This window comes from Pseudomonas sp. NPDC077408 (assembly GCF_050269105.1).
In the GTDB taxonomy this organism is placed as follows: domain Bacteria; phylum Pseudomonadota; class Gammaproteobacteria; order Pseudomonadales; family Pseudomonadaceae; genus Stutzerimonas.
This window is the reverse complement of the sequence record NZ_JBNNHS010000004.1, coordinates 286401-299794: the sequence shown is the minus strand read 5'-3', so window position 1 is coordinate 299794 and position 13394 is coordinate 286401. Positions and strand designations below refer to the sequence as shown.

Here is a 13394-nt window from a genome sequence, read left to right as displayed (position 1 = left end):
ACCAAGGTCGAACATGCGAGGCCGAGCGGCTATCGATACTTCTCCAGGATCGCCTTGAACTCGCCGTCGTGCTGCATCTGTTGCATGGCTTCAAGTATCTCTCGGGCCGGGACGTCAGTCTCATCACGCACGATGCAGTGGATGGAGGACTCCGAGAGCCGGTCGATTGCCTTTAGTCTGCGGTCTACAGGTCTGTCTCGATTGAGCCAATCCAGTGCTACCTGAGTGCTGATCGCATAACGCTCACGTCCGGCAGCGAGTTTTTTCAGCACCAGGTGCTCCGTTCGTGCATCGTCGCGAATCAAGGTGCCGTCTCGAAACGATGCATCCGCCTCCGGGTAGAAGAAGCCGAGCACCGTACCGACCCGTCGGCCGCGCAGGCTGGAGAGCTTGGCTGGAGGTGTTTCAGGCCGGGCCACCAGAATGCTGCGCTGCGTCATGAACGGGACGCTCCAACGATAACTTGCATGGTCTACCGCCAGCCAGGCCGGGTTCATATAGCAGCTGACATCGACTGCGCCCTCGGCCAGCAGCGGCTGGATGCGCGTTCGTGACATCACCAGTTGCTCGGCTTTACGCCCGAGCTTTTCGGCGATGCGCCTGTGCAGGTCGTGAAGAATGCCGTCTGTAGGGTGACCGTTCTCTAGATGAATCATGGGCATGGTCGAGCTGTCGCTGACCGAGAATCGCAGTGGGCGCTCCGCAGCCTGCGTCAACACGGAAAAGAACAGAAGGGACACGGCAACGGACAGTGCGCGCACGGTTGGAACGATCCTTCATCGATGACCGACCCTGTAGGGGTTAGTCCATGTTCGAGAGGGCGCGGATTATCGCGACATCGTTCCGCTTGTGTCCATTCAGTGCATGAATAATGCGAAGCGAGTCGTTTCTGGTTCTGCCTGAAGTAACGCTGCAGCTTCAGGCAGAACCACAGGCGTTACGCCTTGCGGCTAGGCGGCGCCATAAATTCTGGTCCTACCGGATCGGTGATGTGCTCGGCAAGGAGTGCATCGATGTCCGTCAGGTCCTGTGGGCTCAACGACCACCCGAAGGCATCGTCGATGCCGTCCAGCTGGTCTGGTCGACGAGCGCCCCAGAGCGCAATGGTTGGGCCTTGGTCGAGCACCCAACGGATGGCGAGCGCCAGCACGGATTTGCCGTGACGGTCGTGAGCTAGCGCTTTCAACGCCTCGACTGCAGCGAGGTACTGCTCGAAGCGCGGCGACTTGAACTTCGGGTCGGACTTGCGCAAGTCGTCACCATCGAAGGTGGTGCTGTTGGTCATCCGCGCGGAAAGCAGACCGCGGCACAGGGCGCCGTAGCCGAGCACCACCAGGCCGTTATCCCGAGCGTAGGGCAGTACGTCGGCTTCGATGGCGCGCTCGAAGAGGTTATACGGTGGCTGCACGGAGGCCAGCGGCGCGGCTTTACGAAACCTATCCATCTGCTCGGTGGAATAATTGCTCACGCCGATCGCGAGGATCTTGCCTTCCTGGCGCAGCTTTTCCAACTCGGCCGCGGTTTCTTCGATGGGAACCAGCGGGTCCGGCCAATGCACCTGATACAGGTCGATGCGGTCAGTGCGCAGCCGACGCAGCGAGTCTTCGATTTCCTGGCGGATACGAGCGGGCGTCGAATTGCGCCGCGGGCCGCCTTCGCTCCAGTCCAGTGCGACCTTGGTGGCGATCACCGCTTGGTCGCGCACGCCTTCTAGGGCCTTGCCGACGACCTCTTCGGAGTGACCGAAGCCGTACACCGGTGCGGTGTCGATCAAGTTGATGCCGCGCTCCAAGGCACTGCGAATGGTGGTGACGGAGCGGTCGTCATCCGCGCCGCCCCACATCCAGCCACCGATGGCCCAGGTGCCGAGGCCGATGCGCGATACGGGCGTAGCGATGCCCTCGATGTTGAGTGTCTCGATGGTCATGAGTGCTCCTCTGTTGGATCGGGGTCGGCCAGCTCGCGGTTGGCCAGGTCACGGTTACTGACAGTTGCAGCCGTCCGATGTGCGGTGCGGTGCGGTGCGTTGGGTACAGGAGAGACGTCGTTCAGACGCTGCGAAGCTGAAACTCAGCTGCAGGCAGCAACGGCTTCAGTTAGCAGTTTGGGTGTGTCCTGGGCGCCCATGGCTTGCGCAGCGGCCAGGGGCGTCACGCCGTTCATGTCGGCCCGGCTTGGGTCTGCGCCGCGCGCCAGTAAGAGTTCGACAATGTCACTGCGATTGAACATGGCCGCCATCATCAGTGCGGTCTTGCCGTCGGGCGAGGCGCTTTCGACATCGGCACCCTGATCGAGCAGCAGTCGTGCCATTTGCAGGTTGCCCTTGAAGGCAGCGCCCGCCAGCGGACTCTGGCCCTTGTCGTTGCGCAGCTGGGGGTCGGCACCGTTCTCCAGCAGCACGCGCGAGGCGTCGAGATGGCCGTGGTAACTGGCGAGCATCAACAGGCTGTCGCCATTGTGGTTGCGAATGTTGGCGGGCAAGCCGCGACCGAGCAGATCGGTGAGGCGCTCGGCATCACCGCTGCGGGCGCTTTCGAAAACCTGAGCGGCGAACGCCAGCGCGGCGTCGTCCAGTTCGGGCTTGGGGCTCGGTTGATCCGTCATCTTGCTGTCCTCGGCTTTCAGAGTTGGGCGCAGCGGCGCAGACGCGTCGAGTTGCCAAGCGGTCTGAACTGGCAGCTGCGTTTCTATCCGACCGACAGGTCGCGCAAATGTGCGAAACGGGCGCAAGGCTGCACGGCCAGATCGGCTATGGCAGTATTTGCCTCCCATCTGCCGATGAATTGCTGCAATGAAAGCTGAAGACCTCGAACGCCTGGTGACCCAGACGATGCCCTACGGCAAATACAAGGGCCGGCTGATCGCGGATCTTCCGGGCAACTACCTGAACTGGTTCGCCCGGGTCGGCTTCCCGCCCGGGGATCTGGGTCAACTGCTGGCGCTGATGCAGGAGATTGACCACAACGGTCTGTCGCCGCTGCTCGAACCATTGCGCCGCCGCTGATTCACGCCTGGCTTTGGGCCTGTAGCGCCGCCAGCGCGGGCGCGGCGTAGATACCCACTTCTACTGCCAGGGCCATGACCCGCTCGATGTCGCAGGTATAGACGAGTACGGCCTGCAACACATCGTCCAGTGGCTCGCTGAAGTCCACCAGCACGTAACCGCCTTTTTCCGGGTAAAGGCTGCTGAGCTGGGTCTGGATGCGGTTGAGTGCCTTCAACGGCTCGGTCTTGGCCAATTGCTTGGGCTTGAGGATGAAATCCACGTCCGGGCCGAACGAACCGACAATCTGCTCGAACAGCGCCTGGTAATCGTCGGCCTGGAACAGCACGGTATCCGGAAGGCTGCCGACGATCATCCATTCGCCCAGCGGGATGGGGAAGTCATCGTCGTAGATGATGTCCGGGTTGGCCTGCAGAAAGGCCTGTGGGTCGGCATAGGCTTGAGCCGCTTCGTCAGCGAGCCGGTTGATCTCGTCGTCGCTCATGCAGCCCGAACTGATCAAGCGGATCAGTTCGGCAAGTGGGTCTTTCATGGGGGAAACATTCCTGCGGTGCGGGGAGCGCAAGGATAACCGAAAGCCTGCCCAGGCCCAGCCTGCTGGCTTCTGGGCGGCAGCGATGTCCGCCGTCGTGCCTCGATAACCTTTGGCTGCTTTTACGCGCTGAGCTGCAGATTCTGTTCAGTTTTCGTGCACAATAGCCGCCATATAAACAGACGCGGCATGAACGATCGCATCGGCGCTGGCCGGCTTCGCTCCTGTTCCGGCGCCCGACTATGATCAGCCAATATTCGAGAGGAACGACTGTGCATAACGTCGTCATCAGCGGTACCGGCCTTTACACCCCTGCCCAGAGCATTTCCAACGACGAGCTGGTTGAGTCTTTCAACACCTACTCGCGCCGTTTCAACGATGAGAACGCCGCGGCAATCGAAGCGGGTGAAGTACAGCCGATGCCGGAATCCAGCTCTGCCTTCATCGAGAAGGCGTCGGGCATCAAGAGCCGCTTCGTCACTGACAAGGCCGGCATCCTCGATGCGGATCGCATGGTTCCGTGCATTCCCGAGCGCAGCAACGACCAGTGGTCCATCCTCTGCGAGATGTCAGTCAAGGCCGCTCAGCAAGCCCTTGAACGGGCAGGCAAAACCGCAGCTGACATCGACGGTGTGATCGTCGCCTGCTCCAATCTGCAGCGCGCCTACCCGGCAGTCGCCATCGAAGTGCAGGCAGCGCTTGGGATCAAGGGCTTTGGCTTCGACATGAACGTCGCCTGTTCCTCGGCGACCTTCGGGATCCAGAATGCCGCCAACTCGGTTCAGCTGGGGCAGGCGCGGGCAGTACTGATGGTCAACCCGGAGATTTGCACCGGGCACATGAACTTCCGTGACCGGGACAGCCATTTCATCTTTGGCGATGCCTGCACCGCTGTCATCGTCGAGCGTGCTGATCAGGCCACCTCGGCGTATCAGTGGGACATTGTCAGCACCAAGCTGGCGACCGAATTCTCCAACAACATCCGCAACAACTTCGGCTTCCTCAATCGCACCGCCGAGGAATACATGACCAACCCGGACAAGCTATTCGTTCAGGAAGGCCGCAAGGTGTTCAAGGAGGTCTGCCCGATGGTGGCTGAGTTGATCGGCGAGCATCTGAAGGAAAACGAAATCGAGGTCAGCGAGGTCAAGCGCTTCTGGCTGCACCAGGCCAACCTCAACATGAACCACCTGATCGTGCGCAAGCTGCTCGGTCGCGATGCCAGCCCGGAAGAGGCGCCCGTCATTCTCGACACCTATGCCAACACCAGCTCTGCAGGCTCGGTGATTGCCTTCCACAAGCATCAGGATGATCTGCCAGCGGGCAGCCTCGGTGTGCTCAGCTCGTTTGGCGCAGGTTACTCGATTGGCAGCGTGATCCTGCGCAAGCGCTGATCGCAAAGCCAGCCAGCATTCCGGTAGCAGCTTCTTTCGCAACTGTCACCGCAGCGCATCCTCTCGCCGTCAGACGGCTGCTTCGCTAGCAAGCGGGTTCTTGCAAACGGATCGCACGGTTTGTAAGGAGCGAGCCGCTTGCAAACACGTTAAGCACGACTTCGCTTGAAGCCCTTGTCTCCTCCAATAAAAAGCCCCGGCATAGCCGGGGCGAAGGTGGAGCAGAGCGATTGAGGAGCTCGATCAGAAGCTGTAAACCATGCCCAGCGAGAACACGTTGATGTCATCACCAGCCGCAGCAACCTGGTAGACATCCGTGTCGTGGCCGCCCTTGATGCGATAGGCGGCGGTGTTGTCATCGTTCTTCAGCATGTTGTAAACGCCGTAAACAGTCAGTTGCTTGGACAGCTTGTGGTCCAGGCCGAGGCTCACCTGGCTGGCGCCGGTGTCGTCGGTGTCGCTCCAGTCATCAGCAGTCATGTACTGCAGCTTCAAGGTGTTGGCGCCGAACTTGTATGCAGTGTTCAGGCCCCAGGCGTCACGCTCGGCGTCGGCTTCTTCGTAGCGGTCGAACATCGCGCCCACGCTGACAGGTCCGAAGGCGTAGCTGGCAGCAAGGCGGAACGCATCGCTTTCGTACGCAACAACGTCAGCGTCAACAGTGTCTTCATCATCACCGTCGGCCTTCTCGTAACCGGCGCTAAAGGCGAGGTCGCCGATGCTGTAACCCAGCGCGACGCTGGCCAGCGAGTAATCGTTATCTTCGATATCGCCGTCTTCGGTCTCCCAGTCTTCGAAAGACGTGGCGTACATGGCGCTGGCAACCAGACCACCCATGCTCGGGCTGACATACTGGATGCTGTTCTTGGCGCGACGGTTGGCTTCGTCGGCAATGTTACGCGCATCGCCCACGGTGTCGCCGAACAGGTCAAAGGCGTTGCGGACGTTCTTCAGGGGGGTGTCCTGGTTGCCCACCAGCACCTGGCCGAAGTCGCCGGTGAGACCAACGTAAGTGTTGCGTCCAGCGAAGCTGTCTCCGCCTTCGTCAATGATGATCTTCGATTCGATCTGGTAAACAGCGTTCAGATCCGGGTTGATTTCGGTGACACCTTTGAAGCCCAGACGCGAGGAGTTGCTGGCGATGGCCAGTTCGCTGTCGGTATCGTTGTCCACGAAATCCGCCGACACGTGGGCTTTGCCGTAGATCTCCAGCTGCTTGCCGATGATTTCATAGGCGTTGGCGGTGGTCGGCAACGCAACTGCAGCGGCAATGGCGAGGGTCAGGGGGAGAAGCTTGCGTGGCATGATATTTCCTTTCTGTGCGTTCGCGGATTGGTAGCTACGCCGCCTCCGGGTCCTAACCCCCCAAGCGGCTGTCGGCAGAATGAGGGGGTGTGGTTACAGCTTTTTGCTAATTTGACGACGATTTGATGACGGTGAAGGGGTGAGATCTTCTTCTTGCTATAGCTTTGATTGCCGTAAAGAGCCCCGCGGTCGTACCTCGACCAACAACTGCTTCAGTTCCGGTTGCTTAGCCGCCAGACTAGGCATATGCCCATACAGACGCTTTCCCACCTCGCCGACTACGACTCCTCTCGCTGGGACGCGCTGCTCGGCGAACACCCGCAGCCCTTTCTCCGGCACGCCTTTCTGTCTTCGCTGGAAGACAGCGGCAGCGTCGATGCGCGCAGGGGCTGGCGTGCACAGCATCAAGTGCTGAGCGACGACCAGCGGGGAGCGATTGCGGCCTTGCCGCTGTACAGCAAGACCAACTCCAGCGGTGAGTATGTATTCGATTGGGCCTGGGCTGACGCCTGCCACCGTGCGGGTATCGAGTACTACCCCAAACTGCTCTGCGCGGTGCCGTTCTCGCCAGTGACCGGCGCGCGCCTGTTGGGTGACCGCGAGGCGGCGGGCCAATTGCTCGACCAGCTCACCGCCGGCTTGGCCGAAAGGGGCTATTCGAGCCTGCACGTGAACTTTACCGAGCCGGACGCCGATGCGATTTTCCAGGGCCGTGATGGCTGGTTGGAGCGCATCGGCTGCCAGTTTCACTGGCACAACCGCGGCTACCGAGACTTTCAGGATTTCCTGGGCGGCCTCACTTCGCGCAAGCGTAAGCAGCTGCGCAAGGAGCGCGAGCAGGTGGCGGGGCAGGGGATCGAGTTCGAGTGGCGCGAAGGTCACCAGGTCAGCGAACAGGAATGGGATTTCGTCTATGCCTGTTACGCCAATACCTATCATGTGCGCGGCCAGGCGCCGTATCTGACTCGCAGCTTCTTCAGCCTGCTGGCCGAGCGGATGCCCGAGGCGATCCGGGTGGTGCTTGCCTGCCAGAGCGGCCGGCCGGTGGCCATGGCGTTCAGCCTGATGGGTGCTGGTGAGCTGTATGGTCGCTATTGGGGCAGCCTTGCCGACTTCGACCGCCTGCATTTCGAAACCTGCTTTTACCAGGGTATCGATCAGGCGATTGCCGCCGGTCTGTCACGCTTCGATGCCGGAGCACAGGGCGAGCACAAGCTGATACGCGGCTTCGAGCCGGTGATCACGCGTTCCTGGCACTACCTGGAGCATCCAGGGCTGCGTGCTGCGGTCAGCGACTTCCTACAGCAGGAGCGTCTGGGCGTGATGCGCTATGCCGAGGCCGCGCGCGATGCGCTGCCATATCGGCAGGAATGAGCTATTTCGTCTTCGGCGCAGCGCTGACCCCTTCGAGCGTCGAGAACGAGGTGTCCTTGGCGGTCAGCAGGAAATCGCGCATGAATGGCGAGTCCAGCATGTCAGCGCGGATGCCGGCATAGAGTGTGGCAAACAGGCCTTTCTCGCCGAGTCGTTTGGCGGTGACGTAACCGCGAGCGCTGTATTCATGCAGCGCCCAGTTGGGCACGCAGCACACGCCGCGACCGGAGGCCACCAGCTGCATCATCATCACGGTGAGCTCCGAGGTGCGAACCTGAGCCGGTTCGACGTCGGCCGGCTCCAGGAAGCGCGTGAAGATGTCCAGTCGATCATGTTCCACCGGATAGGTGATCAGGGTTTCGCTGGCCAGGTCTTCGGCGCGTACGAACGGGCGGCATGCCAAGGCGTGCTGGTTGGCGACGGCGAGCAGCGCTTCGTAGGTAAACAGCGGCACATAGGTGATGCCCGGCAGCTCGATCGGGTCGGACGTCACCACGAGATCCAGATCACCGCGCGCCAGGGCCGGCAGCGGCGCGAAGGAAAACCCCGAAGCCAGGTCCAGCTCGACTTCCGGCCAGGCATCGCGGAACTGATCGATGGTCGGCATCAGCCACTGAAAGCAGCTGTGACACTCGATCGCCATATGCAAACGGCCCGCGGTGCCGCCTGCCAGTCGGGCCAGGTCGCGCTCGGCACTGCGCAGCTGTGGCAGCAAGCTGTCGGCCAATTGCAACAGGCGCAAACCCGCACTGGTGAAACGCACAGGACGCGTCTTGCGCACGAACAGCTGCAGGCCCAAGCGTTCTTCCAGTTCCTTGAACTGATGGGACAGTGCTGACTGGGTCAGATGCAGCCGCTCGGCGGCCTCCACTAGGCTGTCGGTTTCGCGCAGTGCATGAAGAGTTTTCAGGTGGCGGATTTCCAGCATGCTGGGGACTTCCTGCTGTTTTCGTTGGCGAGACCTAGGTTTCGGAGAGGACGCCAGATCAACCAAAGCACGGTGACCTGAGCAATCCTCATCGCGGCGGCGAAGTGTGTCCCAGCGCGCCGATCATTGTCGACATCTCGAATGAATCTTCGCAGGGCAATGAGCATGCATCGGGTGCTGACAGAGCCATTCAACAACCAGCAGCTTCCAGCTGGGAGTGAGACGGCGCGTAGCGACTGCTTATCGCGTCTCAATGTCCAGTTGGACAGAGGCGTAGCAGGTAGGACATGAATATATCTAAAGATGATCTAGAGTTGCGTGAGTTTGTTTCATTTATCGCGGGCCGTCACAATTCGCTCATCGAAAACGAACGAATTGGAGATTGTCATGGCAGTTGCGCATTCCCTGGGCTTCCCACGTATTGGTGCCGACCGAGAATTGAAAAAGGCGCTCGAAGCGTACTGGAAGGGTGACCTCAGCGAGGCCGAGCTGCGTCGGGTCGGTAGGGAATTGCGCGCGGCCCATTGGCAGCTGCAGGCAGATGCTGGCATTGAACTGCTGCCTGCGGGCGATTTCGCCTGGTATGACCAGGTGCTGACCCATTCGCTGATGTTTGGCGTTGTGCCTGAGCGCTTTCGTCCGGCCGACGGTCAGCCGACTCTGGAGACGTTGTTCGCCATGGCGCGTGGCGTAACTCACCAGTGCTGCGGTGGTGGGCAAGCGCAGGAAATGACTAAATGGTTTGATACCAACTATCACTACCTGGTCCCCGAATTCAGCGTTGATCAGTCCTTTGAGCTGTCGTGGACGCAGTTGTTCGAGGAAGTGGAAGAGGCCAGGGCCCTTGGCCACGCGGTCAAGCCGGTGCTGATCGGGCCGTTGACTTATCTCTGGCTGGGGAAGGCCAAGGGGGAAGCGTTCGACAAGCTGGAGCTGCTCGATCGACTGCTTCCGGTCTACGGGGAAGTGCTGGAGCGGCTCGCCGCGCAGGGAGTGGAGTGGGTGCAGATCGATGAGCCGATCCTGGTGCTCGACTTGCCGCAAGATTGGAGGAACGCCTACGAGCGAGCCTACAACCTGTTGCAGCGCGCGCCATTGAAGAAGCTGGTCGCAACCTATTTTGGCGGATTGGAAGACAACCTTGGCTTGGCCGCAGCGTTGCCGGTCGATGGCCTGCATATCGACCTGGTGCGTGCACCGGATCAGTACCCGGTCATCCTTGATCGACTGCCGGCATACAAAATCCTCTCTCTGGGCATCGTCAACGGACGAAACGTCTGGCGGTGCGATCTGGATAAAGCCTTGAATGTGCTTCGTCACGCTGCCGAGCGGTTGGGCGAGCGACTCTGGGTGGCGCCGTCCTGTTCGTTGCTGCACGCACCGGTAGACCTTGCGCGGGAGGACCAATTGGATGCTGAGCTGCGTAGCTGGCTGGCATTTGCCGTGCAGAAATGCGCGGAGGTTGCCGTGCTGACGCGAGCGGTCAATCAACCGGACGCTGCCCAAGTACAGGCCGCGTTACAACAAAGCCGCGATGTTCAGGCGAGCCGTGTCGAGTCTCCACGGATCCACAAGCCTGCCGTGCAGGCGCGGTTGGCTGCGATCAAACCCAGGCACAGCCAGCGGCAATCCGCTTTCGAAAGCCGCATCGAGAAGCAGCGCGCTCGGCTGGATCTGCCGGCATTCCCGACGACCACCATCGGCTCGTTCCCGCAGACTCCGGCGATCCGTTTGGCGCGTCAGGCATTCAAACAGGGCAAGCTGGCGCTGACCGACTACACCGAGGCGATGCACGCCGAGATTCGTCACGCAATTGCCGTACAGGAGCAGTTGGGTCTGGATGTGTTGGTACACGGTGAGGCCGAGCGTAACGACATGGTCGAGTATTTCGCCGAACAGCTCGACGGTTATGCCTTTACCCGCTTCGGTTGGGTGCAGAGCTATGGCTCGCGTTGCGTGAAACCGGCGGTGATCTACGGTGATCTTAGCCGCCCGGCTGCGATGACGGTGGAGTGGATTCGCTATGCGCAGCAGCAGACCAGTAAGGTCATGAAGGGCATGCTAACCGGCCCGGTAACCATGTTGATGTGGTCGTTTACTCGCGAGGATGTCAGCGGTGAGCAACAGGCGCGGCAGCTGGCGCTAGCGATCCGGGACGAGGTCTGTGATCTCGAAGCGGCGGGCATCAAAATCGTCCAGATCGACGAAGCGGCATTCCGCGAAGGTCTGCCGTTGCGGCGCGCCCAGTGGGGGCACTATCTCGATTGGGCGGTCGATGCGTTCCGTCTGTGCTCCAGCGGTGTGCGCGACGAAACGCAGATCCACACGCACATGTGCTACAGCGAATTCAACGATGTGATCGAGGCGATCGCCGCGATGGATGCTGACGTCATCACCATCGAGACCTCCCGCTCGCAAATGGAGCTGTTGGAAGCGTTCCGCGTCTTTGACTATCCCAACGACATCGGTCCCGGCGTCTACGACATCCATTCGCCGCGCGTCCCAGACACGGCTGAAATGGTTCAGCTGCTGCAGAAGGCCGCCGAGCGAATCCCGGCCGAGCGGCTCTGGGTCAACCCGGATTGCGGCCTGAAAACCCGCGGCTGGTCGGAAACCGAGGCGGCTCTGGTCAACATGGTCGCTGCCGCCCGCCAGTTGCGGGTGGCGTACCGGACCAAGGTTGCCTGACCGGTTGTCTGCTGGCGTGGCGGGCCGATCTGTCGACCCGGCCGCGACGCAACAGCAACGGCCCGCACATTGTGCGGGCCGTTGTGTTTTTGGCTAATGTAGCGACCTTTCCTCGACGATTCTTTTCGCCATGACGCCCGCTATCGATCTGCTGAAAAAGGCCAAGGCCGACTACCGCATCCACAGCTACGAACACGATCCTAAATCGGCATCCTATGGTCTCGAAGCCGCTGAGAAGCTCGGCCTCGAACCGGCGAGAGTGTTCAAAACACTACTCGCCTGCAGCGAAAAAAATGAGCTTCTGGTGGCTGTCGTGCCGGTTGCTGGTTCGCTTGATCTCAAGGCGCTGGCGCAGGCGGGCAAGGTGAAGAAGGTCGACATGGCCGATCCCATGGCGGCGCAACGCGCGACCGGCTATCTGGTCGGTGGCATCAGTCCGCTGGGGCAGAAGAAGCGGCTACGCACGTTTATTGACGTGTCGGCGCAGGCGCAACCGAGCATCTATGTCAGCGCCGGGCGGCGAGGGCTGGAGGTGGAGTTGGCGGCTGAGGTGCTGGCCGAGCATACCGCAGGCAGCTTCGCCCCCATCGGAAGAGCCTGAGGGCCGGAAGGATCAGAGCGGCGGAAGAATTTCACCGAGTTCGGTGGAGTTTATGCCGGGAACGTGTATCTCGTTGTTCACCAGTTGCTGGCCTTCCATTTGCGGCTGAGTCACCCAGGTGAGGATGTCGTAATAGCGGCGAATGTTGGCCACGAAATGCACCGGCTCGCCTCCGCGTGCGTATCCGTAGCGCGTCTTGGTATACCACTGCTTCTGCGCCAGCCTTGGCAACATCTGTTTCACGTCCAGCCACTTGTTCGGGTTCAGGCCCTCGCTTTCGGCCAGTTTGCGCGCATCTTCCAAGTGGCCGCCACCGACGTTGTAGGCGGCTAGGGCGAACCAGGTACGGTCCGGCTCCTCAATGCTGTCCGGCAGGTTGGCATGCACCTTGGCGATGTATTTTCCACCGCCGCGAATGCTTTGGACGGGGTCGAGACGATTGTTCACGCCCATGGCCTTGGCGGTATTGAGGGTCAGCATCATCAGCCCCCGCACGCCGGTTTTCGAGGTCGCTTCGGGCTGCCAGTGGGATTCCTGATAACCGATGGCGGCAAGCAGACGCCAGTCGACGCCGTGTTCCTTGGCCGTCTCGCGGAATACCTTTTCATAGCGCGGCAGACGTTGCTGCAGGTGCTTGGCAAAGGCATAGGCGCCAACGTAGCCGAGCACGTCGACGTGACCGTAGTAACGTTCTCTCAGGCGCTGCAGTGTTCCGTTCTCCTGCGCCTGGGTGAGGAACTGGTTGGCCGCTTCGAGCACGCTGTTGTCTTCGCCCTTGCCAACGATCCATGCCAGGCTGCTTTGCTCACCGAGATCGAATGCCGCTCGTGCATTGGTGAAGTAGACCTGATTCAGCGCCAGCTCATTGGACTCGACCAACGTCAGATCTACCTGGCCCTCATCGACCATGCGCAGCAAATCGACCACCTCAACCGCATCCGATTCCTCATAGCGAAGATCCGGAAATTCGCTCTGTAGCGCCTTGAGTTTCTCGGCTTGGCTGCTGCCCTTGAGCACCAGAATGCGTTTACCGACCAGGTCTTCGGGTTGGGTAGGGCGCCGCTGACCCCGGCGATAGACGACCTGAGTGGTGACATCCAGGTAGGGCTGGGTGAAGCGCGCCAAGTCCTTGCGTCCTTCGCTTGCTACTAGGCCGGCCGCCGCCAAGGTTGGACCGCCAGGACGATTCAGGCGGGTGAAGATTTCTTCGATGCTGTCGGCGGTCTCGATCTGCAGCTTGACGCCGAGATGGCTGGCGAAGCGCTTGACCAGCTCATACTCGAAGCCGGCTTCGCCGTTGCGATCCTGGAAATAGGTGGAAGGGCTGTTGCGGGTGATCACGCGCAGAACGCCTTCCTCCTTAATTCGCTCGAGTGCGCTGGGCGGTTCAGCGCAGCTGCTGAGCATCAGGAAGAGTCCGGCCGCCAGCAACCAGGAGGTGCAGCGAGTGCGGAATGCAGTTTGGGCAAACATCGGCGCAGTATACGCAAAGGCGAACCGCCACCATATCTCGACAGGATCGACGGACTTTGCTAGGCGAAACGGCGAGCCTTGCAGCCATTGCCACC

General features: G+C 60.8%; 12 protein-coding genes. 5 read left to right on the top strand and 7 right to left on the bottom strand.

Annotation, left to right across the window (positions count from 1 at the left end; translation table 11 throughout):
- Nucleotides 1–29: 29 nt before the first annotated feature.
- The 3 genes from ACQKEK_RS13930 to ACQKEK_RS13920 form a co-directional block, all read right to left on the bottom strand.
- Nucleotides 30–761 (bottom strand): substrate-binding periplasmic protein, encoded by a 732-nt coding sequence (locus ACQKEK_RS13930; RefSeq protein ID WP_499143197.1) that lies wholly within the window; start codon nucleotides 759–761, stop codon nucleotides 30–32.
- A 176-nt stretch (nucleotides 762–937) separates the two neighbouring features.
- Nucleotides 938–1927: an aldo/keto reductase gene (locus ACQKEK_RS13925; protein ID WP_499143195.1), complete on the bottom strand. Its 990-nt coding sequence runs from the start codon at nucleotides 1925–1927 to the stop codon at nucleotides 938–940.
- 143 nt (nucleotides 1928–2070) lie between these two features.
- Nucleotides 2071–2604 (bottom strand): ankyrin repeat domain-containing protein, encoded by a 534-nt coding sequence (locus ACQKEK_RS13920; RefSeq protein ID WP_499143194.1) that lies wholly within the window; start codon nucleotides 2602–2604, stop codon nucleotides 2071–2073.
- 187 nt (nucleotides 2605–2791) lie between these two features.
- Here ACQKEK_RS13920 and ACQKEK_RS13915 point away from each other — a divergent pair, with 187 nt between their 5' ends.
- The gene (locus ACQKEK_RS13915; protein WP_046162487.1) at nucleotides 2792–3004 is read left to right on the top strand and encodes a DUF3820 family protein; all 213 of its coding nucleotides are present in this window, start codon (nucleotides 2792–2794) and stop codon (nucleotides 3002–3004) included.
- Between the two features lies 1 nt (nucleotide 3005).
- On the opposite strand, the gene ACQKEK_RS13910 is transcribed toward ACQKEK_RS13915, so the two are convergent.
- Nucleotides 3006–3536 (bottom strand): hypothetical protein, encoded by a 531-nt coding sequence (locus ACQKEK_RS13910; protein ID WP_046162486.1) that lies wholly within the window; start codon nucleotides 3534–3536, stop codon nucleotides 3006–3008.
- A 272-nt stretch (nucleotides 3537–3808) separates the two neighbouring features.
- On the opposite strand from ACQKEK_RS13910, the gene ACQKEK_RS13905 reads away from it, so the two are divergent.
- Entirely contained in the window at nucleotides 3809–4930 is a 1122-nt protein-coding gene (locus ACQKEK_RS13905) for a beta-ketoacyl-ACP synthase III (protein ID WP_499143191.1), read from the top strand.
- A 243-nt stretch (nucleotides 4931–5173) separates the two neighbouring features.
- On the opposite strand, the gene ACQKEK_RS13900 is transcribed toward ACQKEK_RS13905, so the two are convergent.
- Nucleotides 5174–6235 (bottom strand): porin, encoded by a 1062-nt coding sequence (locus ACQKEK_RS13900; protein ID WP_128118822.1) that lies wholly within the window; start codon nucleotides 6233–6235, stop codon nucleotides 5174–5176.
- 246 nt (nucleotides 6236–6481) lie between these two features.
- Here ACQKEK_RS13900 and ACQKEK_RS13895 point away from each other — a divergent pair, with 246 nt between their 5' ends.
- Entirely contained in the window at nucleotides 6482–7609 is a 1128-nt protein-coding gene (locus ACQKEK_RS13895; protein ID WP_499143190.1) for a GNAT family N-acetyltransferase, read from the top strand.
- Nucleotide 7610: 1 nt separating this feature from the next.
- Here the strand turns inward: ACQKEK_RS13895 and metR are convergent, their stop codons facing one another.
- The gene (metR, locus tag ACQKEK_RS13890) at nucleotides 7611–8537 is read right to left on the bottom strand and encodes a transcriptional regulator MetR (protein ID WP_499143188.1); all 927 of its coding nucleotides are present in this window, start codon (nucleotides 8535–8537) and stop codon (nucleotides 7611–7613) included.
- 387 nt (nucleotides 8538–8924) lie between these two features.
- Between metR and metE the strand changes: the two genes are divergently transcribed.
- On the top strand, nucleotides 8925–11225 hold the full coding sequence (gene metE, locus ACQKEK_RS13885; RefSeq protein ID WP_101153260.1) for a 5-methyltetrahydropteroyltriglutamate--homocysteine S-methyltransferase: 2301 nt from the start codon (nucleotides 8925–8927) through the stop codon (nucleotides 11223–11225).
- 130 nt (nucleotides 11226–11355) lie between these two features.
- Nucleotides 11356–11826: a Cys-tRNA(Pro) deacylase gene (ybaK, locus tag ACQKEK_RS13880; protein WP_046162480.1), complete on the top strand. Its 471-nt coding sequence runs from the start codon at nucleotides 11356–11358 to the stop codon at nucleotides 11824–11826.
- A 12-nt stretch (nucleotides 11827–11838) separates the two neighbouring features.
- On the opposite strand, the gene mltF is transcribed toward ybaK, so the two are convergent.
- Nucleotides 11839–13299 carry a membrane-bound lytic murein transglycosylase MltF gene (gene mltF / locus ACQKEK_RS13875; protein ID WP_045431649.1) on the bottom strand — a complete coding sequence of 487 codons (1461 nt, stop codon included), beginning with the start codon at nucleotides 13297–13299 and terminating at the stop codon, nucleotides 11839–11841.
- Between the last annotated feature and the right edge of the window lie 95 nt (nucleotides 13300–13394).